The sequence below is a fragment of the Piscinibacter sp. genome, from assembly GCF_047600445.1.
Lineage (GTDB): Bacteria > Pseudomonadota > Gammaproteobacteria > Burkholderiales > Burkholderiaceae_C > Piscinibacter.
Genome location: NZ_JASGKT010000001.1, coordinates 509,583 through 533,250 on the forward strand (window position 1 = coordinate 509,583; position 23,668 = coordinate 533,250).

The 23,668-nt window shown below is 71.4% G+C and carries 21 protein-coding genes; 17 read left to right on the forward strand and 4 right to left on the reverse strand.

The features are described 5' to 3' along the window. Positions 1–48 precede the first annotated feature (48 nt). The 7 genes from QM792_RS02370 to QM792_RS02400 all read left to right on the forward strand — a co-directional run bounded on the left by QM792_RS02370 (position 49) and on the right by QM792_RS02400 (position 9,374). Positions 49–459 (forward strand): acyl-CoA thioesterase, encoded by a 411-nt coding sequence (locus QM792_RS02370; RefSeq protein ID WP_415147574.1) that lies wholly within the window; start codon positions 49–51, stop codon positions 457–459. Next, positions 456–1,610, forward strand: a complete 1,155-nt coding sequence (gene prpC, locus QM792_RS02375; protein WP_415147575.1) for a 2-methylcitrate synthase — start codon at positions 456–458, stop codon at positions 1,608–1,610. The genes QM792_RS02370 and prpC overlap by 4 nt, the downstream gene beginning before the upstream one ends. Continuing rightward, positions 1,610–4,258 (forward strand): Fe/S-dependent 2-methylisocitrate dehydratase AcnD, encoded by a 2,649-nt coding sequence (gene acnD / locus QM792_RS02380; protein WP_415147576.1) that lies wholly within the window; start codon positions 1,610–1,612, stop codon positions 4,256–4,258. The genes prpC and acnD overlap by 1 nt, the downstream gene beginning before the upstream one ends. Positions 4,259–4,262: 4 nt before the next feature. After that, entirely contained in the window at positions 4,263–5,474 is a 1,212-nt protein-coding gene (gene prpF / locus QM792_RS02385) for a 2-methylaconitate cis-trans isomerase PrpF (RefSeq protein WP_415147577.1), read from the forward strand. Positions 5,475–5,491: 17 nt separating this feature from the next. After that, positions 5,492–6,352 carry an isocitrate lyase/PEP mutase family protein gene (locus QM792_RS02390; protein WP_415147578.1) on the forward strand — a complete coding sequence of 287 codons (861 nt, stop codon included), beginning with the start codon at positions 5,492–5,494 and terminating at the stop codon, positions 6,350–6,352. 111 nt (positions 6,353–6,463) lie between these two features. Continuing rightward, entirely contained in the window at positions 6,464–8,233 is a 1,770-nt protein-coding gene (locus QM792_RS02395) for a carboxylesterase/lipase family protein (RefSeq protein WP_415147579.1), read from the forward strand. A 1-nt stretch (position 8,234) separates the two neighbouring features. After that, a complete protein-coding gene (locus QM792_RS02400; protein ID WP_415147580.1) occupies positions 8,235–9,374 on the forward strand; it encodes a helix-turn-helix transcriptional regulator in 1,140 nt (379 codons plus the stop codon). On the opposite strand, the gene QM792_RS02405 is transcribed toward QM792_RS02400, so the two are convergent. Together QM792_RS02405 and QM792_RS02410 are read right to left on the reverse strand one after the other, a co-directional pair. After that, positions 9,347–10,702: a hypothetical protein gene (locus QM792_RS02405; protein ID WP_415147581.1), complete on the reverse strand. Its 1,356-nt coding sequence runs from the start codon at positions 10,700–10,702 to the stop codon at positions 9,347–9,349. The genes QM792_RS02400 and QM792_RS02405 overlap by 28 nt on opposite strands. Continuing rightward, positions 10,699–11,187 (reverse strand): hypothetical protein, encoded by a 489-nt coding sequence (locus QM792_RS02410; protein WP_415147582.1) that lies wholly within the window; start codon positions 11,185–11,187, stop codon positions 10,699–10,701. Before QM792_RS02410 ends, QM792_RS02405 begins: the two co-directional genes overlap by 4 nt. Positions 11,188–11,329: 142 nt before the next feature. Here QM792_RS02410 and QM792_RS02415 point away from each other — a divergent pair, with 142 nt between their 5' ends. Both QM792_RS02415 and QM792_RS02420 read left to right on the forward strand, forming a co-directional pair. After that, positions 11,330–12,493 carry an ATP-binding protein gene (locus QM792_RS02415; protein ID WP_415147583.1) on the forward strand — a complete coding sequence of 388 codons (1,164 nt, stop codon included), beginning with the start codon at positions 11,330–11,332 and terminating at the stop codon, positions 12,491–12,493. Positions 12,494–12,638: 145 nt separating this feature from the next. Further along, entirely contained in the window at positions 12,639–12,953 is a 315-nt protein-coding gene (locus QM792_RS02420) for an EthD family reductase (RefSeq protein ID WP_415147584.1), read from the forward strand. A gap of 12 nt (positions 12,954–12,965) precedes the next feature. Here QM792_RS02420 and QM792_RS02425 read toward each other — a convergent pair whose 3' ends face one another. Then, on the reverse strand, positions 12,966–14,423 hold the full coding sequence (locus tag QM792_RS02425) for a helix-turn-helix domain-containing protein (RefSeq protein WP_415147585.1): 1,458 nt from the start codon (positions 14,421–14,423) through the stop codon (positions 12,966–12,968). Positions 14,424–14,569: 146 nt separating this feature from the next. On the opposite strand from QM792_RS02425, the gene QM792_RS02430 reads away from it, so the two are divergent. From QM792_RS02430 to mmsB, 5 genes are read left to right on the forward strand one after another with little or no spacing between them, the layout of a single operon-like run. Beyond that, positions 14,570–16,075: a CoA-acylating methylmalonate-semialdehyde dehydrogenase gene (locus tag QM792_RS02430; RefSeq protein WP_415147586.1), complete on the forward strand. Its 1,506-nt coding sequence runs from the start codon at positions 14,570–14,572 to the stop codon at positions 16,073–16,075. Positions 16,076–16,082: 7 nt separating this feature from the next. Next, positions 16,083–17,243, forward strand: coding sequence for an acyl-CoA dehydrogenase family protein (locus QM792_RS02435; RefSeq protein WP_415147587.1), 1,161 nt, complete (start codon positions 16,083–16,085; stop codon positions 17,241–17,243). Then, the gene (locus QM792_RS02440; protein ID WP_415147588.1) at positions 17,240–18,025 is read left to right on the forward strand and encodes an enoyl-CoA hydratase; all 786 of its coding nucleotides are present in this window, start codon (positions 17,240–17,242) and stop codon (positions 18,023–18,025) included. The genes QM792_RS02435 and QM792_RS02440 overlap by 4 nt, the downstream gene beginning before the upstream one ends. Beyond that, positions 18,018–19,124, forward strand: coding sequence for an enoyl-CoA hydratase/isomerase family protein (locus tag QM792_RS02445; protein WP_415147589.1), 1,107 nt, complete (start codon positions 18,018–18,020; stop codon positions 19,122–19,124). Before QM792_RS02440 ends, QM792_RS02445 begins: the two co-directional genes overlap by 8 nt. Before the next feature lie 23 nt (positions 19,125–19,147). Next, positions 19,148–20,044, forward strand: coding sequence for a 3-hydroxyisobutyrate dehydrogenase (gene mmsB / locus QM792_RS02450; protein ID WP_415147590.1), 897 nt, complete (start codon positions 19,148–19,150; stop codon positions 20,042–20,044). Positions 20,045–20,061: 17 nt separating this feature from the next. On the opposite strand, the gene QM792_RS02455 is transcribed toward mmsB, so the two are convergent. Next, on the reverse strand, positions 20,062–20,766 hold the full coding sequence (locus QM792_RS02455) for a TetR/AcrR family transcriptional regulator (protein WP_415147591.1): 705 nt from the start codon (positions 20,764–20,766) through the stop codon (positions 20,062–20,064). Positions 20,767–20,892: 126 nt separating this feature from the next. Between QM792_RS02455 and QM792_RS02460 the strand changes: the two genes are divergently transcribed. From QM792_RS02460 to QM792_RS02470, 3 genes are read left to right on the forward strand one after another with little or no spacing between them, the layout of a single operon-like run. Further along, a complete protein-coding gene (locus tag QM792_RS02460) occupies positions 20,893–21,738 on the forward strand; it encodes an ABC transporter ATP-binding protein (protein WP_415147592.1) in 846 nt (281 codons plus the stop codon). Next, the gene (locus tag QM792_RS02465) at positions 21,738–22,616 is read left to right on the forward strand and encodes a branched-chain amino acid ABC transporter permease (RefSeq protein WP_415147593.1); all 879 of its coding nucleotides are present in this window, start codon (positions 21,738–21,740) and stop codon (positions 22,614–22,616) included. The genes QM792_RS02460 and QM792_RS02465 overlap by 1 nt, the downstream gene beginning before the upstream one ends. Positions 22,617–22,625: 9 nt before the next feature. Next, positions 22,626–23,663 (forward strand): branched-chain amino acid ABC transporter permease, encoded by a 1,038-nt coding sequence (locus tag QM792_RS02470; RefSeq protein WP_415147594.1) that lies wholly within the window; start codon positions 22,626–22,628, stop codon positions 23,661–23,663. The last annotated feature ends 5 nt before the right edge of the window (positions 23,664–23,668 follow it).

Consider the following 23,668-nt stretch of genomic DNA (forward strand, 5'->3'; position numbering starts at 1 on the left):
CCAATTCAGGCGTTGCGCCCAGCATAACGCATCGCGAAGATTGCGAACATGCTGCGCACCACCGAACCGCCCCGCTGCGACGAGCTGACGCTGACCGAGCTGGTGCTTCCCGAACAGGCCAACCACTACGGCACGCTGTTCGGCCCCAACGCGCTGGCGCTGCTGGGCAAGGCGGCGTTTCTCGTCGCCACGCGCTACGCGCGCCAGGCCATCGTGATGGCGGCCGCCAACCGCATCGAGTTCCTGCAACCGGTGCCCGTCGGGGCGGTGCTGAAGCTCAGCGCCCGCATCGCGCGCACCGGGCGCAGCTCGCTGACGGCGCGCGTCGTCGGCTACCTCGACTCCGAGCAGGGCCCGGCCGCCGACGCGGTGCTGCGCGGCGATTTCGAGATGGTCGCCGTCGACGCCCGGGGCCGCCCGACCCCTCTTCAGACCCCACCGAACCGGAGACTTCCATGAGCGAGACCCCCAGCACCGGCCCCAAGCCGAAAAAGTCCGTGGCCCTGTCCGGCGTGACGGCCGGCAACACCGCGCTGTGCACCGTGGGCCGCACCGGCAACGACCTGCACTACCGCGGCTACGACATCCTGGACATCGCCGAGGTCTGCGAGTTCGAGGAGATCGCCCACCTGCTGGTGCACGGCAAGCTGCCCACGCGCGCCGAGCTGAAGGCCTACAAGGCCAGGCTCAAGGCGATGCGCGGCCTGCCCGCCGCGGTGAAGAGCGCGCTGGAGACCGTGCCCGCCGCCGCGCACCCGATGGACGTGATGCGCACCGGTGTCTCGGCGCTGGGCTGCGCGCTGCCCGAGAAGGACGACCACAACCCGCCCGGCGCGCGCGACATCGCCGACCGCCTGATGGCCTCGCTGGGTTCGATGCTGCTGTACTGGTACCACTGGAGCACGCAGGGCAAGCGCATCGAGGTCGAGACCGACGACGACTCCATCGGCGGCCACTTCCTGCACCTGCTGCACGGCGAGAGGCCGTCCGCCGAGTGGGTGCGCGCGATGCACACCTCGCTGAACCTGTACGCCGAGCACGAGTTCAACGCCAGCACCTTCACGGCGCGCGTGATCGCCGGCACCGGCAGCGACATGTATTCGGCCATCGCCGGGGCGATCGGCGCGCTGCGCGGCCCCAAGCACGGCGGCGCCAACGAGGTGGCCTTCGAGATCCAGAAGCGCTACGACCATCCCGACGAGGCCGAGGCCGACATCCGCCGCCGCGTCGAGGCCAAGGAGGTCGTCATCGGCTTCGGCCACCCGGTCTACACGGTCAGCGACCCGCGCAACGTGGTCATCAAGGGCGTGGCCCGGCGCCTGTCGGAGACGGCCGGCTCGATGAAGATGTACGACATCGCCGAGCGGCTGGAGTCGGTGATGTGGGACGTGAAGAAGATGTTCCCGAACCTCGACTGGTTCAGCGCCGTCAGCTACCACATGATGGGCGTGCCGACGGCGATGTTCACGCCGCTGTTCGTCATCGCCCGCACCAGCGGCTGGGCGGCGCACGTGATCGAGCAGCGCATCGACAACAAGATCATCCGTCCCAGCGCCAACTACACCGGGCCCGAAGACCAGAAGTTCTTCCCCATCGCAGAGCGCGCGTGATGAAACCGACGAGCCAGCCTTTCCGCAAACCCCTGCCCGGCACCTCGCTGGACTACATCGACGCGCGTGCCGCGGTCGAGGCCCTGAAACCGGGCGCCTGGAACGCTCTGCCCTACACCGCGCGCGTGCATGCCGAGAACCTGGTGCGGCGCGCCGACCCGGCGATCCTGGACGACTGCCTGCGCCAGATCATCGAGCGCCGGCGCGACCGCGACTTCCCGTGGTACCCGGTGCGCGTGGTCTGCCACGACATCCTGGGCCAGACCGCGCTCGTGGACCTGGCCGGCCTGCGCGACGCGATCGCGTCGCAGGGCGGCGATCCGGCCGCGGTGAACCCGGTGGTGCCGGTGCAGTTGATCGTCGACCATTCGCTGGCGGTGGAGTGCGGCGGCTTCGACCCCGGCGCCTTCGCGAAGAACCGCGCCATCGAGGACAGGCGGAACGAGGACCGCTTCCATTTCATCGAGTGGACGAAACAGGCCTTCAGGAACGTGGACGTGATCCCGCCCGGCAACGGCATCATGCACCAGATCAACCTGGAGAAGATGTCGCCGGTGGTGTACGTGCAGGACGATGAACGTGGACAGGTGGCCTTCCCCGACACCTGCGTCGGCACCGACAGCCACACGCCGCACGTCGATGCGCTGGGTGTCATCGCCGTTGGCGTCGGCGGGCTGGAGGCCGAGAACGTGATGCTGGGCCGTGCCTCGTGGATGCGGCTGCCCGACATCGTCGGCGTCGAGCTGACGGGCCGGCGCCAAAGCGGCATCACCGCCACCGACATCGTGCTGGCGCTGACCGAGTTCCTGCGCAAGGAAAAGGTGGTCGGCGCCTACCTGGAGTTCTTCGGCGAGGGCACGAAGGGCCTGACCATCGGCGACCGCGCGACCATCTCCAACATGTGCCCCGAGTACGGCGCGACCGCGGCGCTGTTCTACATCGACGCGCAGACGCTGGACTACCTGCGCCTGACCGGGCGCGACGAGGCCCAGGTCAAGCTGGTCGAGACCTATGCGAAGACGGCAGGGTTCTGGGCCGATACGCTGGCCGGCGCCCAGTACGAGCGTGTGCTGAGCTTCGACCTCTCGACCGTGGTGCGCAACATGGCCGGCCCGTCGAACCCGCACCGCCGGCTGCCGACCAGCGCGCTGGCCGAGCGCGGCATCGCCGGCAACCTGGAGCAGGCGCGCGCGCAGGAGGCGCAGGGGCTGATGCCCGACGGCGCGGTGATCATCGCCGCCATCACGAGTTGCACCAACACCAGCAACCCGCGCAACGTCATCGCCGCCGGCCTGCTGGCGCGCAACGCCAACCGCCTGGGCCTCGCGCGCAAGCCCTGGGTCAAGACCTCGCTGGCCCCGGGCTCCAAGGCGGTGGAGCTGTACCTGAAAGAAGCCGGCCTGCTGCCCGACCTGGAGAAGCTCGGCTTCGGCATCGTCGCCTTCGCCTGCACCACCTGCAACGGCATGAGCGGCGCGCTGGACCCCAAGATCCAGCAGGAGATCGTCGAGCGCGACCTGTACGCCACCGCGGTGCTGTCGGGCAACCGCAACTTCGACGGCCGCATCCACCCGTATGCGAAGCAGGCCTTCCTGGCCAGCCCGCCGCTGGTCGTTGCCTACGCGCTCGCCGGCACCGTGCGCTTCGACATCGAGCGCGACGTGCTCGCGGTGGTGGATGGCCGCGAGATCCGCCTGGCCGACCTGTGGCCCGGCGATGACGAGATCGACGCGCTGGTGCGCGCTGCCGTCAAGCCGGCGATGTTCCGGCAGGTGTACGAGACTATGTTCGCGCTGCGGCCGGTCGATGGCGGCGCGGTGAGCCCGCAGTACGACTGGCGGCCGCAGTCCACCTACATCCGCCGCCCGCCGTACTGGGACCGCGAAGGCGTGGGCGCGCTGGCCGCCAGCCCGCGCACGCTGGCCGGGCTGCGCCCGCTGGCGATCCTGCCGGACAACATCACGACCGACCACCTGTCGCCGTCCAACGCCATCCTGCCCGACAGCGCGGCCGGCGAGTACCTGGCGAAGATGGGCCTGCCGGAAGAGGACTTCAATTCCTACGCCACGCACCGCGGCGACCACCTGACCGCGATGCGCGCCACCTTCGCGAACCCGACGCTGAAGAACGAGATGGTGCGCAATACCGACGGCAGCGTGCGCGCCGGCTCGTTGGCGCGCATCGAGCCCGAGGGCCGCGTGGTGCGCATGTGGGAGGCGATCGAGACCTACCTGAACCGGCGCCAGCCGCTGATCATCGTCGCCGGCGCCGACTACGGCCAGGGCAGCTCGCGCGACTGGGCCGCCAAGGGCGTGCGCCTGGCCGGCGTGGAGGCGGTGGTGGCCGAAGGCTTCGAGCGCATCCACCGCACCAACCTGATCGGCATGGGCGTGCTGCCGCTGGAATTCCAGCCCGGCAGCAACCGGCTGACGCTGCAGCTCGACGGCACCGAGACCTACGACGTGCTCGGCGAGCGCACCCCGCGCGCCACGCTGACGCTGCGCGTGCAGCGCCGCAACGGCGAAAGCGTCGACGTGCCCGTCACCTGCCGGCTGGATACGGCGGAAGAAGTGTCGATCTACGAGGCCGGCGGCGTGCTGCAGCGCTTCGCGCAGGACTTCCTGGCCGACCAGAAGAAGGCGGCCTGACACCATGGCATCCATTCCCCGAGTTCCCCAGGTGCGCATTCCCGCCACCTACATGCGCGGCGGCACCAGCAAGGGCGTGTTCTTCCGCCTGCAAGACCTGCCCGAGCGCTGCCGGCAGCCCGGGCCGGCGCGCGACCAACTGTTCCAGCGCGTGATCGGCAGCCCCGACCCGTACGCGGCGCAGATCGACGGCATGGGCGGCGCCACCTCCAGCACCAGCAAGTGCGTGATCCTGTCGCGCAGCAGCCGGCCCGGCCACGACGTGGACTACCTCTACGGCCAGGTCGCTATCGACAAGGATTTCGTCGACTGGTCGGGCAACTGCGGCAACCTGTCGACCGCCGCCGGCGCGTTTGCGATCCACGCCGGGCTGATCGACCCGGCGCGCGTGCCGCAGGATGGAACTTGCACGGTACGCATCTGGCAGGCCAACATCGGCAAGACCATCATCGCCCATGTGCCGGTCAGTGGCGGCCAGGTGCAGGAAACCGGCGACTTCGAGCTCGACGGCGTGACCTTCCCGGCCGCCGAGATCGTGCTCGAATTCATAGCCCCTGCCGAGGAAGGCGACGACGACGGCGGCGCGATGTTCCCCACCGGCAAGCTGGTCGACGAGCTGCAGGTGCCCGGCATCGGCACGCTGAAGGCCACGCTGATCAACGCCGGCATTCCCACCGTCTTCGTCAATGCGGCCGACATCGGCCGCACCGGCACCGAGCTGCGCGAGGCGATCAACGGCGATGCCCAGGCGCTGGCCCGGTTCGAAGCCATCCGCGTGGCCGGCGCGCTGCGCATGGGCCTGATCAAGACCCCCGAAGAGGCGGCGACGCGCCAGCACACGCCGAAGGTTGCCTTCGTCGCGCCGCCGCGCGATCACGTGGCCGCCAGCGGCAAGACCATCGCCGCCGGTGACGTGGACCTGCTGGTGCGCGCGCTGTCGATGGGCAAGTTGCACCACGCGATGATGGGCACGGCCTCGGTGGCCATCGCCACCGCCGCGGCGGTGCCGGGCACGCTGGTCAACCTGGCCGCCGGCGGCGGCGAGCGTGCCGCGGTGCCGAAATCGATTGTTTTTGGCCACCCCTCCGGCACGCTGCGCGTCGGCGCCGAGGCGCGGTTGGTCGACGGCCGCTGGACCGTCGCCAAGGCCCAGATGAGCCGCAGCGCCCGCATCCTGATGGAAGGCTGGGTGCGCGTGCCCGGCGACAGTTTCTGAACACCGAACCCACGACCATGTCCACACGCAAACGACTCAAGGCCCTGGCCGAAGCGCGCCGCGGCGTCATCGTGCCCGGGGCGTTCAACGCGCTGTCGGCCAAGGTCATCGCAGATCTGGGCTTCGAGGCCATCTACATCACCGGCGCCGGCGTCACCAACATGTGGTTCGGCATGCCGGACCAGGGTTTTATGGGCCTGGCCGAGATCGCCGACCACACCGCGCGCATCCGCGACGCGGTGACCGTGCCGCTGATCGTCGACGCCGACACCGGCTTCGGCAATGCGCTGAACGTGGTGCACACGGTGCGCACGCTGGAGCGTGCAGGCGCCGACTGCATCCAGCTCGAAGACCAGGTGGCGCCCAAGCGCTGCGGGCACTTCTCGGGCAAGGAAGTCATTTCCACCGAAGAGGCGGTGAGCAAGATCAAGGCGGCGGTGGACGCGCGGCGCGACCCCGACTTCCTGATCATGGCGCGCACCGACGCCGCCGCCACGCAGGGCTTCGACGCCGCCGTGGAGCGCGCGCAGCAGTTCGCCGAGGCCGGCGCCGACATCCTGTTCGTCGAAGCGGTCACCAAGGCCGAGGAAGTGCGCGCGCTGCCGCGGCGCCTTGCCAAGCCGCAGTTGATGAACATGGTGATCGGCGGGCGCACGCCGATCTTCAACGCCGCCGAACTGGCCGGGCTGGGCTACGGCATCGTGCTGTACGCCAACGCCGCGCTGCAAGGCGCGGTGGCCGGCATGCAGAAGGCGCTGACCGTGCTGCGCGACACCCGGGAAGTGCAGGAGTCCAGCGGCCTGGTGACGCCCTTCGCCGAGCGGCAGCGCCTGGTCGGCAAGCCGGAGTGGGATGCGCTGGAGAAGCGCTATGGCTGAGCGTGGTGTCGGCGCCGCTGCGCCCGGGCCCGCGGGCGGATTCTTCTTGACGCAGGCCGGCCCCGGCAACGCATACTCTCCTTGCCCCGCAAACAAGCAAGGAGACACACCATGGCATGGCACGGCAAGCGGCGCCTCGGCGCGGTTCTATCGGTCCTGTCGCTCGGGGCGCTGACCGCCGCGCTGAGCGGCTGCGGCAGCAGCAGCGACGACGACGACAGCCAGCCCACGTTGCGCCAGACGCGCTACGGCGCGGTGCGCGGCACCGACGATTCTGCGCAGTCGGGCACCTGGGCGTGGAAGGGCATTCCGTTCGCCAAGCCGCCGGTGGGCGCGCTGCGCTGGAAGGCGCCGGCCGATCCCGAGGCCTGGAGCGGCACGCGCGACGCGAGCAAGTTCGCCAACGCCTGCGTGCAGTACGGCCGCATCTACGGCCCCGGCGCCAACAACACCTACGACGCCACCATCGGCACCACGCTGAACCAGGCGGTGGGCAGCGAAGACTGCCTGTACCTGAACATCTGGCGCCCCGCCAGCAACGCCGCCGGCCTGCCGGTGATCGTGTTCATCCACGGCGGCAGCAACGTCTCGGGCTACACCGCCGATCCCGTCTACGACGGCGCGGCGCTGGCCAAGGCGGCCGACGCGGTGGTGGTCACCGTGAACTACCGGCTCGGCATCTTCGGCTGGCTGAACCTGCCGCAGCTCAAGGAAGGCGCGAGCGCGGCCGAGGACTCGGGCAACTTCGCGACGCTGGACAACATCAAGGCGCTGCAGTTCATCAACGGCAACATCGCGGCCTTCGGCGGCAACCCGGACAACGTCACGGTGATGGGCCAGTCGGCCGGGGCGATCAACGTCTACGCGCTGCTGACCTCGCCGCTGGTGGCCGGCGCCAACCCGAAGCTGATGCACAAGGCGGTGCCGATGAGCGGCGGCATCTCGCTGGCCAGCAACGTGCCGCCCGGCAGCATCCCGACGCTGAACCCGGCCTCCACCGCGCTGGCGCAGGGCAACGCGCTGCTCAACGCGCTGCTGATCGCCGACCGCCTCGCGACCGACGACGCCACGGCGCAGGCCTACGCCGCGACGCAGACGCCGGCGCAGATCGCCGCCTACCTGCGCGCCAAGGATCCGGCCACGCTGCTGCTGACGCTGCTGACCAAGCTGGCGCCGCTGGGGCTGGCCGGCTCGGGGCCGATTCCCGACGGCGCGGTGCTGCCGGAGGATCCGATCGCCGCGATCAACGCCGGCAACTACCTCAAGGTGCCGGTGCTGGCGGGCAACACGCGCGACGAGGCCAAGCTGTTCCCGACCTTCCTCGCGCTGGCGCCGGCGCTGGGCGGCGTCAGCGGCCGGCTGGTCAGCGACGCGACGCTGTTCGCCACGCAGCTCGGCTACAACCCCGACGCGCCGCCGGCCGTCACGATCGAGCAGTGGATCCCCGCGCAATACCTGCCGGTGACGACGCCGGTGACGGGCTTCAACGCCAAGACCGACCTGCTGAACGCGATCTTCTTCGGCACGAGCCGCGACAACGTGATGACGGCGCTGAAGTCGCAGCAGGACAAGGTCTGGTACTACCGCTTCGACTGGGACGAGGAGCCCGCGCCCTGGAACGACATCTACGGCGCCGCGCACGCCTTCGACCTGCCGTTCGTGTTCGGCACCTTCGGGCCGTCGCTGTTCGCGAACGTGGCCAACAGCACGGCCAACCGGCCCGGGCGGCTGGCGCTGTCGAACGCGATGATGCAAAGCGTGGCCGCCTTCGCGCGCAGCGGCGACCCGAACAACGCGGCGCTGGGCGTCGCGTGGCCGGCGTGGCCGAGCCAGTTGCTGTTCGATGCCAGCGCCACGGCGGCGAGCATCTCGGTGCAGTGACGTGACGACGCCGGCGGCCCGCCTGCCCTCGCCGCGCTGCGCCCGCCAGGCCCTGGCCCGTCTGCAGCAGATGGCCGGGCTGGACCTGCGCGGGCCGCCGCTGGTCGAGCCGGTGATGCAGGCGCTGCACCGGCTGGTCGGCTTCGATGCGGGCGGCTACGTGCATCCGGGCAGCGACGGGGTGTTGCAGACCTACCTGGAAGACCCCGCCATCCAGGCGCGGGAGGCGGCGTACTTCGACCCGCGCATCCTGCGCAGCGAGAACGCGGTGCTGCGCTGCAGCCTGCACCACCTGGGGCACACGGTGCATCTGGGCGCGGGGCCGCTGATGCTGGCGCAGTTGCTGAAGGTGCCCTACGCCGAGCTGCTGCGCAGCGAGTTCTACGACGTGATGCTGCGCCCCTCGGGCGTGACCGACTGGGCCACGCTGGTGCTGCGCGCCGACGGCCGGCGCGTGGGCACGCTGGTCCTGTACCGCCACGCGGGCTCGGCGCCGTTCACGCGCGAGGAGCTGGACGTGCTGGCGCCGCTGCAGGCCACGCTGGCGCACGTGCTGCAGCCGGGCGATGCGGACGCGCACGACGACGGCGACGACAGCGAGCGGCTGGGCAGCGGCCTGCTCGTCGCCACCGCCGGGGGCCGGCCGCAGTGGATCTCGCCCGAGGCCGAAGCCTTGCTGCGGCAGGCCTTCGGCTGGCGCTGGCGCGGCGCCGCGGGCGCGCTGCCCGCGCCCTTGCAGGCGCTGCTGCGGCGGCTGCATGCGCCCGCGCTGCCGGGCGAGCCGCTGCCCGTGCCGCAGATGCGCCTGTGCAACGCGCAGGGCTGGTTCTCGCTGCGCGCCACGCGCATGGAGGCCGCGCGCGGCGAGCGGCAGGCCGTGGCGGTGCACATCACGCGGCGCGCGCCGCGAGGGGTGCGCCTGCTGTCGGCCTTGCAGGCGCTCGGCCTGCCGCAGCGCCAGCACGAACTGGCATGGTGGCTGGCGCGCGGCCTGCCCGAATCGCAGATCGCCGCGCGCATGGGCATCAGCGCCAACACGGTGGTCTACCACCGGCGGCAGCTCTACAACCGGCTGGGCTTGCAGGAGCGGCGCGACCTGCTGCGCCGCCTGGATCAGGGCAGCGCCAGTTCCAGCACGTAGCCGTCGGCGCGCAGCCGCGCGGGGTCGGCGTCGGCCGTGTGCGTGCCGGGGCCGCCGCGCATGCCGGCCACGAGCCAGCGGCCGTTGTGCGCCTGCAGGCTGCGCACCGGGTTCTGGCCCGGCGCGGCGGGCAGCGTGAGGCGCCGGGCGATGCGGCCCTGGGCGTCCAGCACGGCGAGCAGAGGCGCGCCCTGGTCGGAGATGCTGGCGCCCGCCGGGTTCTGCTGGTAGCCGGTGGCCCCGGCGGCGAGATGGCGGCCGTCGGGCAGCGGGGCGATGTCGAACAGCACGTCGTCGGCGTCCACGTGCAGCACGGCGTGGCGCTGCATGCGGCCGGCGCCGTCGATCCAGGCGGCGAAGCCGTTCCAGCCGCCGTCCTGCCCCGCCACCTTGTGGCGGCCGGCGAGCGCCCAGCCGCCTTCGGGCACGGCGCGCAGCGCGTACACCTGCGTCGGGCCGCCGCTGTCGAACAAGGTGGCGCCCAGGCGTTGGCCCGCGCCGTCCAGCCGTGTGAGGATGGCGCCGTGGTCGGGCAGCACCGCGGGCGCCTGGGCGGGGAAGTGCGCCGCATGCGCCGCGAAGGCGCCGTTGTGCGGCGCGGCGGGCACGGCCACGGCGATCTCGCCCTGCGCGTTGGCGGCCAGCAGCACCTGGAAGTGGTTGACGAGCTGGCCGTAGGTGTCGTGGCTGCCGCTGCTCAGGTAGCGCGCCATCACCGTCGTGCCGGGCTCCAACAGGCGGCGCCAGCGCGGCGCGTAGCCTTGCGCGGAATGTGCGTGGCGGTAGGCCACCACGGCGTGGCGGCCGGTGCGCAGGGCCACGGCCAGGTCTTCGCCCAGCGCGGCCAGGCGCACCGCATCGCGCGTGTGCAGCGGCAGCAGCGAGTCGTCGTCCTTGATGCCGCCGTCGTCGTAGTAGGGGTCGAGCGGCGCCGCCGGGTCGGTCAGCGCGGTGTTCGTGAGCACGCGCGCCTGCGCGTCCAGCCGCAGCAGGCGCAGCTCGCGGTGCGTGGCCAGCACGGCCGAGAGTTCGCCGGAAGGGTGCGCCGCGATGTCGATCAGCGACCAGCCCTCGGGCGGCGCGTAGAGGTGGTCGCCGCCCGGCGTGCCGACGCGCAGGCGCCGGTCGACGGCGGCGCTCGGCAGGCCGTCGCGGTACGGGGCGGGCCGTTCCTCCAGCGCCGCATAGCCGGTGGCGGTGGCTTGAACGCGCAGCACGAAGCGGCCCGCGACGACGTGGTCGATCGCGGGCTGCGGCTCGGCGCCGCCGCCACCGCAGGCCGCCAGCAGCAGGGTGAGGGCGAGGCCGAGCGCGGGCAGGTTTTTCATCGGCGCTTCTTCCGGCTCTGGTGCTCGCGCATCACCTCCACGTTCGCGCGCTGTTCGGGCGTGAAGTTCCGCGCCGTCCCGGGCGCGGCGGCCTTCTCGGTGGCCAGCGCCATGCCGGCGTGCAGCGCGGCCAGCACGGCGGTGGCGTACTCGCGGCTGCTCAGGCCGTGGCGCGCCAGCGCGGCGCGCACGCGCGGGTCGGCGTCGAGCTTGCGGGCGATGTCGTCGACCGATTCGGCCTCGCTTTCATCTTCGTCGTCGCCATCGTCGGCGTCGGCCTTCGCAGGGGCCTGCGGCAGTTTCCGGACCTCGGCCGTCGCCGCCTCCATGCGCTCCAGCAGCGCGGGGGTGAGGCGGAACCGGGCCGGGTCGGTGCCGCCGGCGGCCCAGGCGCTGCCGGCGGTCGTCGCGACGAGCGCTGCCGCGAGCAGCGCCGCCGCGACCAGCGCGAAGAAGACGAGGGGGCCGGTGATGCGTCTGGGCATGGCGGGGTTTCCTTGGTCGGGTGTCGAAGGGCGCGGAGTCTGGGGGCGGACGCCCCGCCGCGCCCCACCCCGCCGGGGTGGGGTGAGCTTCCTCGGAAGCATCATCCTTGTATTTGGATCATGACGTAGTCAAAATGCAATGATGATCGAACGCGCACTGCTCCCTGCGCTGGAAGAGCGCCTGGCCTTCTACCCCGGCGTCGTGCTGCTCGGCCCGCGCCAGGTGGGCAAGACCACGCTGGCCCGGGCCGTCGCGGCGCGGCACCCCGGCGCGCTGTTCCTCGACCTGGAGCGCCCCGCCGACCGGGCGCAGTTGGCGGAGCCCGAGCTGTTCCTGGCCCAGCACCGCGACAAGCTGGTCGTGCTCGACGAGGTGCAGATGCTGCCCGACCTGTTCGTGCACCTGCGCCCCGAGATCGACGCCCACCGGCGGCCCGGCCGCTTCCTGCTGCTGGGTTCGGCCGGCGGCGCGCTGCTGCGCCAGCGCGCCGAGTCGCTGGCCGGGCGCGTGGGCCACCTGGAGCTGACGCCGCTGCTGGCCGGCGAGGTGGCGCCCGACCTGGCCGCCTTGCAGCGGCTCTGGCTGCGCGGCGGCTTTCCGCTGGCGCACCTCGCGCCGAGCGAGCGCCTGGCCTATTCCTGGCGGCAGGACTTCATCCAGGCCTTTGTGCAGCGCGACCTGCCGCAGATGGGCGTGGGCGTGGCGGCCGATGCGCTGCACCGCTTCTGGCGCATGCTGGCGCATTTGCAGGGGCAGCTTTTCAACGCCTCGCAGCTCGGGTTGTCGCTGGGCGGCGCGTCGCACAGCACCGCCACGCGCTACCTCGACCTGCTGGTGGACACGATGCTGGTGCGCCGGCTCGAGCCGCAGTTGCCCAACGTGGGCAAGCGCCTCGTCAAGTCGCCCAAGACCTACATCCGCGACAGCGGCCTGCTGCATGCGCTGCTGAACATCGCCAGCCTGTCGGACCTGCAAGGCCACCCCATCGTCGGCGCGTCGTGGGAAGGCTTCGTGGTCGAGCAGGTCGCCGCGCAGTTGCCCGCGGGCGCGCAGCTCGGCTTCTACCGCACCGCCGCCGGGGCCGAGATGGACATCGTCGTGCAGGCCGGGCGGAGCACGCTGGGCATCGAAGTCAAGTTCTCATCCGCGCCCACGGTGAGCAAGGGCTTCTGGCAGGCACGTGCCGACCTGAAGCCGCAGCGCACGGTGGTGGTGGCCCCGGTGGAGCGCCGCTTTCCGCTCCGCGACGGCGTCGACGTGGTGCCGGTCTCGGCGGTCGGCGAGCTGCTCGCCGAAATGGGCTGATCCAGCATGGGTCGGGTGTGCCAGCCTGACACGTCCGGCCCCGCGGCCCTCCGGGCGAATCCCACATCGCCGCGATCCGGCCCGCATGCGATAACCCCTCACCCTCAACCCACGCCGCGGGTGCGCCCCGCGAGGAGACGTTCCGATGATCACCGTCCACATCCTGTACCCCAACCAGCCCGGCGGCCGCTTCGACATGCAGTACTACTGCGAGAAGCACATGCCCATGGTCAAGGCGCGGCTGGGCGCGGCCTGCGTGGGCTTCACCGTCGACGCCGGCCTGGCCGGCGGCGCCCCGGGCCAGGGCGCGCCCTACGTGGCCATCGGCTCGCTCAAGTGCACCTCGGTGGAAGCCTTCAGCGCCGCGATGGGCCAGCATGGCGCCGAGATCCTGGGCGACATCCCCAACTACACCGACGCGCAGCCGGTGCTGCAGGTCAGCGAAGTCAAGGTCGGCTGAGGCCGCGCGGCGTCAGTCGCTGCTGAAGCGGTACGACACCAGCGACTCCACGTCGCTGTCGGCCAGCAGCGCCTTGCCGGCCGGCGGGAAGGCGCGCTGCACGCAGTCGGCGCGCGGGCAGATGCGGCAGCCCGGGCCGATCGGCACCACGTCGCGCGGCTGCTGCGGGTCGATGCCGTCGGCGTAGACCAGCTCGCGCGCGTGGCCCAGCTCGCAGCCCAGCCCGATGGCGAACAGCTTGCGCCGCGAGCGGAAGCCGCCGCCGCCGCGGCTGGTGGTGCGCGCGATGCCGAAGAAGCGCGTGCCGTCGGGCATCTCGGCCACCTGCGTCAGGATGCGCTCGGGCTGCGCGAAGGCCTCGTGCACGTGCCACAGCGGGCAGGCGCCGCCGTGCCGCGCGAAGTGGAAGGCCGTGGCGCTCTGCCGCTTCGAGACGTTGCCCGCCTGGTCGAGCCGCACGAAATAGAACGGCACGCCGCTGGCGCCGCCGCGCTGCAGCGTCGAGAGCCGGTGGCACACCGTCTCGAAGCCGACGTGGAAGCGCTGCTGCAGCAGCTCGATGTCGTAGCGGCAGGCGCGCGCCGCGGCGAGGAATTCGCGGTACGGCAGCAGCGTGGCGCCGGCCACGTAGTGCGCCAGGCCCTGGCGCGACAGCGCCTGCGTGGCCGGGTCGGCGAAGCCGCCGTCGCGCACCTCGGCCTCGATCGCGTCGCGGTGCGCCAGCAGCGCGTACTGGCTGGCGATCTGGAAGGCCTGCTGCGCATCGGTCAGGTTGGCCGGAATCACCAGCCGGCGCCGCGAGGCGTCGAGCCGGCGCAGCCAGGTGCCGTCTTCGGCGTCGGTCTCGGCCGTCACCTCGATGCCGCAGCGCTGGCGCAGCGCCGCGCGCAGCGCCGCGGCGCGCTGGCCGGGCACCAGCTTCAGCTCGCCGGCCAGCGTCTCGCCGATGCGGTCGAGTGTGTCGAGGTAGTTGTTGCGGCGGTTGAAGTGGTCGCGTACTTCCTCGTAAGGCAGTGGCACCAGCGCCTCGCGCGCCCGCCCGCTGCCGGCATCGGCACCCAGCTCGCCGTAGAAGCGGTCCACCGTCTGCGCGTGTTCCTCCTGCAAGCGGCCGTGGCGCTGGTGCAGCGTCAGGAAGGCGTCCACCAGCTCGGGCGCCTGCTCGGTCAGGCGCACCAGCGCGGCGGCGGGCAGCGGCTCGCTGCGCAGCGTGCGGTCGCGCAGCGCGAAGTCCAGCTCGGCGAGCTGCTGGCGGTGGTGCTCCTCGGAGAACTGCGCCGCGTCGCCGCCGAAGATCTCGGCCAGCTTCAGCAGCACGCCGGCCGTCACCGGGCGCTGGTTGGTCTCGATCTGGCTGACGTAGCTCAGCGACAGCGCCAGGCGCTGGGCCAGTTGCGCCTGGCTCCAGCGGCGCTGCTCGCGAAGGCGCCGCACGCGCGGGCCGACGAAGAGTTTCCGGGTCGGAGTCATTTCACAAGATTCGCAAACTCATACTTTTCTGTTCGCAAGATTTTGCATGTTTTTCCTTGCACATCAACAACTTGTTGAAATGTGTGAAGTCGGTGGATAAACTTCCCGCCCAGTTCAAAGGTTCGTCGAACCCTCAGGAGAAGCCCATGTCGTCCACCCCCGTCCCGAAGATTCCCTTGCTGATCGACGGCGAGTTCGTCGAGTCGCGCACCACGCAGTGGCGCGACATCGTCAACCCCGCCACGCAGCAGGTGCTGGCGCGCGTGCCGCTGGCCACGCCCGACGAGGTGGCCGCCGCGGTGGCCTCGGCCAAGGCGGCCTTCCCGGCCTGGCGCAAGACGGCCATAGGCACGCGCGCGCGCATCTTCCTGAAGTACCAGCAGCTCATCCGCGAGAACATGAAGTCGCTGGCCGCGACGCTGACCGCCGAGCAGGGCAAGACCCTGGCCGACGCGGAAGGCGACGTGTTCCGCGGCCTGGAGGTCGTCGAGCACGCCGCGGCCATCGGCAACCTGCAGCTCGGCGAGCTGGCGATGAACGTGGCCGGCGGCGTCGACACCTACACGCGGCTGCAGCCGCTGGGCGTGTGCGCCGGCATCACGCCGTTCAACTTCCCGGCGATGATCCCGCTGTGGATGTTCCCGATGGCCATCGCCTGCGGCAACACCTTCGTGCTCAAGCCCTCGGAGCAGGATCCGATGGTGACGATGGAGCTGGTGAAGCTGGCGCTCGAGGCCGGCATCCCCAAGGGCGTGCTCAACGTCGTGCACGGCGCGGCCGAGGTGGTGGACGCGATCTGCGACCACCCGGACATCAAGGCGATCTCCTTCGTCGGCTCGACGCGCGTCGGCACCCACGTCTACAACCGCGCCTCGCTGGCCGGCAAGCGCGTGCAGTGCATGATGGGCGCGAAGAACCACGCCGTGGTGCTGCCCGACGCGCACAAGGAACAGACGCTGAACGCGCTGGTCGGCGCCGGCTTCGGCGCCGCGGGCCAGCGCTGCATGGCGGTGTCGGTGGCGGTGCTGGTGGGCGACGCCCGCAAGTGGATTCCCGACATCGTCGCCAAGGCCAGGACGCTGAAGATCGGCCCGGGCAAGGACAACCTCGACCTCGGCCCGGTGATCTCGTGCGCCGCGAAAGAGCGCGTCGAGGGCCTGATCGCGCGCGGCGTCGAAGAAGGCGCCAAGCTCGAACTCGACGGCCGCAAGCCGCAGATCGGCGGCGAGGCCGCCGCCGGCAACTTCATCGCGCCGACGATCTTCTCCGGCGTCAAGCCCGGCATGGCGGTCTACGAGCAGGAGATCTTCGGCCCGGTGCTGTGCCTGGCCGAGGCCGAGACGCTGGACGAGGCGATCGCGATGATCAACGCCAACCCCAACGGCAACGGCACCGCGGTGTTCACGCAGTCGGGCGCGGCGGCGCGCAAGTTCGAGGAAGACATCGACATCGGCCAGGTCGGCATCAACGTGCCGATCCCGGTGCCGGTGCCGATGTTCTCGTTCACCGGCTCGCGCGCCTCCAAGCTCGGCGACCTGGGGCCCTACGGCAAGCAGGTGGTGCTGTTCTACACGCAGACCAAGACCGTCACGGCGCGCTGGTTCGAGGACGGCGTGTCCTCGGGCGTCAACACGACGATCAGCCTGAAGTGACGCCGCGGTGAACTTCGAGCTGTCGGAGGAACAGCGCGCCTTCCAGCAGGCCGCGCGCGAGTTCGCGGCCAATGAACTCGCGCCGCGCGCCGCGGAATGGGACGCGCAGGCGCATTTCCCGCGCGAGGTGATCGCGCAGGCCGGCGAGCTGGGTTTCTGCGGCCTGTACGCGGCCACCGAGCACGGCGGCCTGGGCCTGCCGCGGCTGGACGCGACGCTGGTGTTCGAGGAACTGGCCGCGGCCGACCCGTCCACCACCGCCTTCATCACCATCCACAACATGGCGACGTGGATGGTGACGAGCTTCGCCGGGCCCGAGGTCGCCGCGCTGTGGGGCCCGCCGCTGACCAGCGGCGCCAAGCTCGCGTCGTACTGCCTGACCGAGCCCGGCGCCGGCTCCGACGCCGCCTCGCTGAAGACCACGGCGCGGCTCGACGGCGAGCACTACGTGCTCAATGGCAGCAAGGCCTTCATCTCCGGCGCCGGCGCCACCGACGCGCTGGTGGTGATGTGCCGCACCGGCGGCCCCGGCGCGGCCGGCATCTCGGCGCTGCTGGTGGCGGCCGACAGCCCCGGCATCCAGTACGGCAAGAAAGAAGCCAAGATGGGCTGGAACAGCCAGCCCACGCGCGTGATCAGCTTCGACGGCGTGCGCGTGCCCGTCGCGCAGCGGCTGGGCGAAGAAGGCGACGGCTTCAAGATCGCGATGAAGGGGCTGGACGGCGGGCGCATCAACATCGCCACCTGCTCGGTCGGCGCGGCGCAGGGCGCGCTGGCCGCCGCGCAGCGCTACATGCACGAGCGGCGCCAGTTCGGCAAGCCGCTGGCCGACTTCCAGGCGCTGCAATTCAAGCTCGCCGACATGGCCACCGAGCTGGTCGCGGCGCGGCAGATGGTGCGGCTGGCCGCGTCCAAGCTCGATGCCGGCGACCCCGACGCCGCGGTCTATTGCGCGATGGCCAAGCGGCTGGCCACCGACGCCGGCTTCGAGGTCTGCAACCAGGCCTTGCAGATCCACGGCGGCTACGGCTACCTGAAGGAATTTCCGCTCGAGCGGCTGCTGCGCGATGCGCGCGTGCACCAGATCCTCGAAGGCACCAACGAGATCATGCGCGTGATCGTCGCGCGGCGCATGCTGCAAGACGGCGCGACGGAAAGCATCCGATGAGCGACACCTACACCGGCCTGCGCCTCGAACGGCGCGGACACACCGCGCTGGTCACGCTGGACAACCCGCCGGCCCACACCTGGACCGCCGACAGCCTGGCCGCGCTGCAGCGCCTGGTGGGCGCGCTGAACGCCGACCGCGAGGTCTACGCGCTGGTGATCACCGGCGCCGGCGAGAAGTTCTTCAGCGCCGGCGCCGACCTGAAGCTGTTCGCTGATGGCGACAAGGGTGTCGCCGCGACGATGGCGCGCCGCTTCGGCGCCGCGTTCGAGGCGCTGGCCGGCTTCGGCGGCGTCAGCATCGCCGCGATCAACGGTTATGCGATGGGCGGCGGGCTGGAATGCGCGCTGGCCTGCGACCTGCGCATCGCCGAGGAGCACGCGGTGATGGCGCTGCCCGAGGCCTCGGTCGGCCTGCTGCCCTGCGCCGGCGGCACGCAGTGGCTGGCCTGGACCGTCGGCGAGAGCTGGGCCAAGCGTCTGGTGCTGCTGGGCGAGCGCGCCGATGCCGCCACCGCCGCGCGCATCGGCCTGGTCGACGAGGTGGTGCCGCGCGGCCAGGCGCTGGCGCGCGCGCTGGCGCTGGCCGAGCAGGTGGCGCGGCAGAGCCCGGGCGCCGTGCGCGCCTGCAAGCAGCTCATCCAGGGCGCGCGCCACGGCTCGCCGGCGCAGGCGCTGGTGGCCGAACGCGAGGCCTTCGTCGACCTGTTCGACACCGCCGACCAGCGCGAAGGCGTGGCCGCCTTCCTGGGCAAGCGCCAGCCCGAGTGGCGCAATGGCTGACGATCCGGTTCTCTTCACCACGCTGCGCACCGCCAGCGGCCACCTGTTCGGCCGCGCGACGCTGAACGCGCCGGCCAGCCTGAATGCGCTGTCGCTGGCGATGGTCGATGCGCTCGACCCGCAGCTCGCCGCCTGGGCCGCCGACCCGCAGGTCGCCGGCGTCGTGCTCGATGCCGTCGGCGACAAGGCCTTCTGCGCCGGCGGCGACATCGTCGGCCTGTACCGCGCGATCCAGGCGGCGCCGGCCGAGGCCGAAGCCTTCTTCGAGCGCGAGTACCGGCTCGACCACCGCATCCACTGTTATCCGAAGCCGCTGCTGTGCTGGGGCCACGGCATCGTGATGGGCGGCGGCATCGGCCTGCTGGCCGGCGCCTCGCACCGCGTCGTGACGCCGAAGACGCGCATGGCCATGCCCGAGATCGGCATCGGCCTGTACCCCGACGTCGGCGGGAGCTGGCTGCTGCCGCGGCTGCCCGGCGGCGCCGGGCTGTTCCTGGCGCTGACCGGCACGTCGATCAACGCCGCCGACGCCTGCTTCGCCGGCATGGCCGATGCGCTGCTGCGCCACGAAGACCATGGCGCGCTGCTCGAAGCGATCGCCGGCGCCGCGTGGGACGGCGAGCGCGACGCCGACGCCGCGCGCCTGAGCCACCTGTTGCAGCGCCTGGGCGGCGGCGTCGAGCGGCCGGCGTCGCCGCTGCGCGCGCACCTGGACCGCATCGGCGAGGTGATCGGCCACGACCGGCTGCAAGACATCGCGCCGCGCCTGCGCGCGCTGGCGTCGGACGCCGACCCCTGGCTGGCACAGGCCGGTGCCGCGTTCGCCAAGGGCTCGCCGACCTCGGCGGCGCTGGGCTTCGAGATGCAGCGGCGCGCGCGCCGCCTGTCGCTGGCCGACGTGTTCCGGCTCGAATGGAACGCCTCGGTCGGCTGCTGCCGGCATCACGACCTGTCCGAAGGCGTGCGCGCGCTGCTGATCGACAAGGACAAGAATCCGCGCTGGCAGCCGGCCACGCTGGACGAGGTGACGCCGGCGCTGATCGAGGCCCACCTGCGGCCGCAGCGCGCGGGCACGCATCCGCTGGCCGACCTGGCCTGACGCATCTTCGAAGGAGACGAGACATGTCCGACACAACCCGCATCGCCTTCATCGGCCTGGGCAACATGGGCGGCCCGATGGCGGCCAACCTGCACAAGGCCGGCTTCGCGGTCACCGCCTTCGACCTGAGCGCCGACGCCGTCGCCAAGGTGCAGGCGCAGGGCGTGGCCGTCGCGGCCTCGGCGCGGGCGGCGGTGGAAGGTGCCGCGGTGGTGATCTCGATGCTGCCGGCCAGCCGCCACGTCGAGGCGCTGTACCTGGGTGAGCAGGGCCTGCTGGCCAAGCTCGCCGCCGGCGCGCTGGTGATCGACTGCAGCACCATCGCGCCGGCCTCGGCGCAGAAGGTGGCGCAGGCCGCCGCGGCGCGCGGCGTGGCGATGATCGACGCGCCGGTCTCCGGCGGCACCGCGGGCGCCGCCGCCGGCACGCTGACCTTCATCGTCGGCGGCGAGGCCGAGGCGCTGGAGCGCGCCCGCCCGGCGTTGCAGGCCATGGGCAAGAACATCTTCCACATGGGCGCGGCCGGCGCCGGCCAGGTGGCCAAGCTGTGCAACAACATGGCGCTGGGCGTGATCATGGCCGTCACCGGCGAGGCGATCGCGCTGGGCGTCGCGCACGGGCTGGACGCCAAGACGCTGTCGCAGATGATGGCCGTCAGCACCAGCCGGAGCTGGGCCACCGAGGTCTGCAACCCCTGGCCCGGCGTGCTGGAGAACGCGCCGGCCTCGCGCGGCTACAGCGGCGGCTTCGGCAACGACCTGATGCTGAAAGACCTGGGCCTGGCCGTCGAGGCCGCGATGGGCATAGGCGCCACCGTGCCGCTGGGCGAACTGGCGCGCAACCTGTACGCGATGAACAAGCGCGCCGGACGCGGCGCTCTGGACTTCTCCAGCGTCGTGCGGCTGTTCGCCGACGGCTGAGCCGCCGCCAACCGGCTCTAAGGACGCGGCGTTTTCCGGCCGACCTTCCTGGCCGGGGCCGGCGGCGCGGGCCGCTGCAGCACGCCGGCCAGCAGCGTCTGCACGCAGCGCTGCGCGATCTGCCCGGCGTCGTAGTCGCCGTCCGGCCGGTACCAGCGGGCGATCCAGCTCAGCGCGCCGGCGATCACGAAGGCCGTCACCTTGGGGTCGCAGGGCGCCAGCGAGCCCTCTTCCACGCCCTGCGCCACCAGCCGGCGGAAGGCCTGGTCGATACCGGCCTTCATGCGCCGCAGCTCCTTGCGGCTGTCCGGCGGCAACTGCTCGTCGCCGACGCGGATCAGGCAGGCGCCGAAGGGCTGCATCACGATGTGCGCGTAGACCTCCATGCAGGCGCGCAACTGGTCCACCGCGTCGCCGCCGGCCCGGCGCGAGGCCTCGATGCCCTCCAGCGTCATCGCGAGGCCCTGGCGCACGCACGCGAGCAGGATCTCGTCCTTGTTCTTCACGTAGTAGTACAGCGTCGGCTTCGAGACGTGCAGCCGCGCGGCGATGTCGTCGAGCGAGGTCGCGTGGAAGCCGCGCTCGTTGAACATCTGCGCGGCCGTGCTCAGCACGGCGTTGCGCTTGGCCTCGCGCTGCTGCTCGCGCGCGGGCGCGCTGGCCCAGGGCGACGCGGCCGCCGCGGCGCGTTTCTTCTCGGGGGTGGGCGTGGTCTTGGTCATGGACCGGTGGCGCCGGGAAAGTACCGATGTTCCGTGAAAGGCCGCCATCCAGAATCTACTTGCGAGTAGACATCTTACTTAAGAGTAGAGCACGGTCCGTTCGCGCAAACCCGCAAAAGGGCACCGATGGAGACGAGACGAGAAGACGCCGCCGCCGCGTTGCTGCAGGTCAGCGGCGTCACGCTCGCCTTCGGCGGTGTGAAGGCGCTCACCGGCGTGAGCTTCGACGTGCGGCCCGGCTCCATCACCGCGGTGATCGGCCCGAACGGCGCCGGCAAGACCTCGCTGTTCAACACCATCTCGGGCTTCTACCGGCCCACCGCCGGCGGCATCCGCTTCCACGGCCAGGACATCACGCGCGTGAGCGCGCCGCGCCGCGCGCGCATGGGCCTGGGCCGCAGCTTCCAGAACATCGCGCTGTTCCGCGGCATGACGGTGCTCGACAACATCAAGCTCGGCCGCCACGCGCACCTGAAGACCAACGTGTTCGACGCGCTGCTGTACTTGGGCCGCGCGCGCCGCGAGGAGGCCGAGCTGCGCCGCGACGTCGAGGAACGCATCATCGACTTCCTCGAGATCGACCACATCCGCCACGCGCCGGTGGCGGCGCTGTCCTACGGCCTGCAAAAGCGCGTCGAGATGGCGCGCGCGCTGGCCATGCAGCCCGAGGTCCTGATGCTCGACGAGCCGGTCGCCGGCATGAACCGCGAGGAGACCGAGGACATGGCGCGCTTCATCCTCGACGTGCGCGCCGAGTGGGGCGTGACGGTGCTGATGGTGGAGCACGACATGGGCATGGTGATGGACCTGTCCGACCACGTCGTGGTGCTGAACTTCGGGCAGGTCATCGCGCAGGGCACGCCGGCCGTGGTGCAGGCCGACCCGGAAGTGGGCCGCGCCTACCTCGGTTCGGGCGACGTCGGCGAGCTGCGCCGCAAGCTGCATGCGAGAGCAGGCGCGGAAGCGGCGTGATGGACTGGGCCTACCTGTTCGAGATCAGCCTGACCGGCATCGCCGGCGGCGGGCTGTACGCGCTGGCGGCGCTGGCCTTCGTGATGGTCTACAAGGCCACGCGCGTCGTGAACATCGCCATCGGCGAGATGCTGATGGCCGGCGGCTACCTGTTCTTCACCTTCGCCGCGATGTGGGCGCTGCCGCTGTGGGTGGCGATTCCGGCCGCGGTGCTGTCCAGCGGCCTGCTGGGCGCGGTGATCGAGCGCACGATGATCCGCCCGCTGCTGGGCGAGCCGCCGATCTCGGTGTTCATGGTCACCGTCGGCCTGGGCTCGGTGCTGGTCGGGCTGGTGGAGATGATCTGGAGCGCCGACCAGCGCCGCCTGCCCGAGTTCATGCCCAGCGCGCCGATCATGATCGGCGAGGCCTTCCTCGCGCCCAAGGTGTTCTGGGGCGCGGTGGTGGCGGCCGCGTTCATCGGTGCGGTGCTGCTGGTGTTCCGCTTCTGGCGCGGCGGCGTGGCGCTGCGCGCCACGGCCAGCGACCAGGCCGCGGCCTACTCGGTGGGCATCAACGTGCCGCGCGTGTTCTCGCTGGCCTGGGTGGTGTCGGCGATGCTCGCCGCCGTCTCGGGGATCATCGTCGGCTCGATCGGCGGCATCTCGTCGAGCATGGGCGTGTTCGGGCTGTCGGTGCTGGTCGTCGTGATCGTCGGCGGGCTGGACAGCGTGCTGGGCGCCCTGCTCGGCGGCCTGGTCATCGGCCTGGTCGAAGCGCTGGCCGGTGCCTACCTCGGGGGCGAATACAAGCTGCTCGCCACCTTCGTCGTGCTCGTGGTCATCCTGATGGCGCGGCCCTATGGCCTGTTCGGCACGCACGAGATCGAGAGGCTGTAGGGAGGCCTGATGCGCATCGGAACTCTCAAGGAAAGCTACATCGCCGACGCGGCGCTGTTCGACTCGCGCACGCAGAAGGCGTGGCTGGGCATCGCGGCGGCGCTGCTGCTGCTGTTCCCCTTCGTCGCCAGCGACTACTGGCTGTACATGGCCTGCCTGGTGGCGATCAACGTGGCCAGCGCGACGGGGCTGAACATCCTGACCGGCTACACCGGGCTCGTCAGCCTGGGCCAGGCCGCGTTCATGGGGCTGGGCGCCTACACGGTGGCCGTGCTGCAGACGCGCTGGGGCGCGCCGGCCGCGCTGAACCTGCTCGCCGGCGGCGTGGTGGCCATGCTGGGCGGCCTGATCGTGGGCGTGCCCTCGCTGCGGGTGAAGGGCCTGTACCTGGCCATCGCCACCATCGCGGCCTCGTTCATCGCGCACTTCCTGTTCGCCAACCTGGCGCTGACCGGCGGCACGGCCGGCCTCTCGATGCAGCCGGCGCGCTTCTTCGGCGTCGACCTCGACACCTCGTTCCGCATCTACTGGCTGATCGTGCCGGTCACGGTGCTGATGCTGCTGGGCGCGGCCAACCTGTTCCGCACGCGCATCGGCCGCGCCTTCATCGCGATCCGCGACCGCGACATCTCGGCCGAGGTGCTGGGCATCCCGCTGCTGCGCTACAAGCTGCTGTCCTTCGGCCTGTCGTCGTTCTACGCCGGCGTGGCGGGCGGGCTGTGGGCGTACTTCTTCCGCGTCGTCACGCCCGAGAGCTTTCCGCTGTCGATGTCGATCTTCTTCCTCGCCGCCATCATCGTCGGCGGCATGGGCTCCATCCTCGGCGGCATCCTGGGCGCGGTGTTCATGACCCTGGTGCCCGAGCTGCTCAAGCTCGTCGTCGACCTGCTGCCCGGCGGCGCCGAGCTGACCGTGTTCCTCTCGCCCGTGCGCCTGGTGGTGTTCGGCGCGCTGATCATCGGATTTCTGGTCTTCGAGCCGCTGGGGCTCGCAGAAATGTGGCGCCGCGTGCGCCGTTTCTTCCACCTGTGGCCGTTCCGCAATTGACCCCC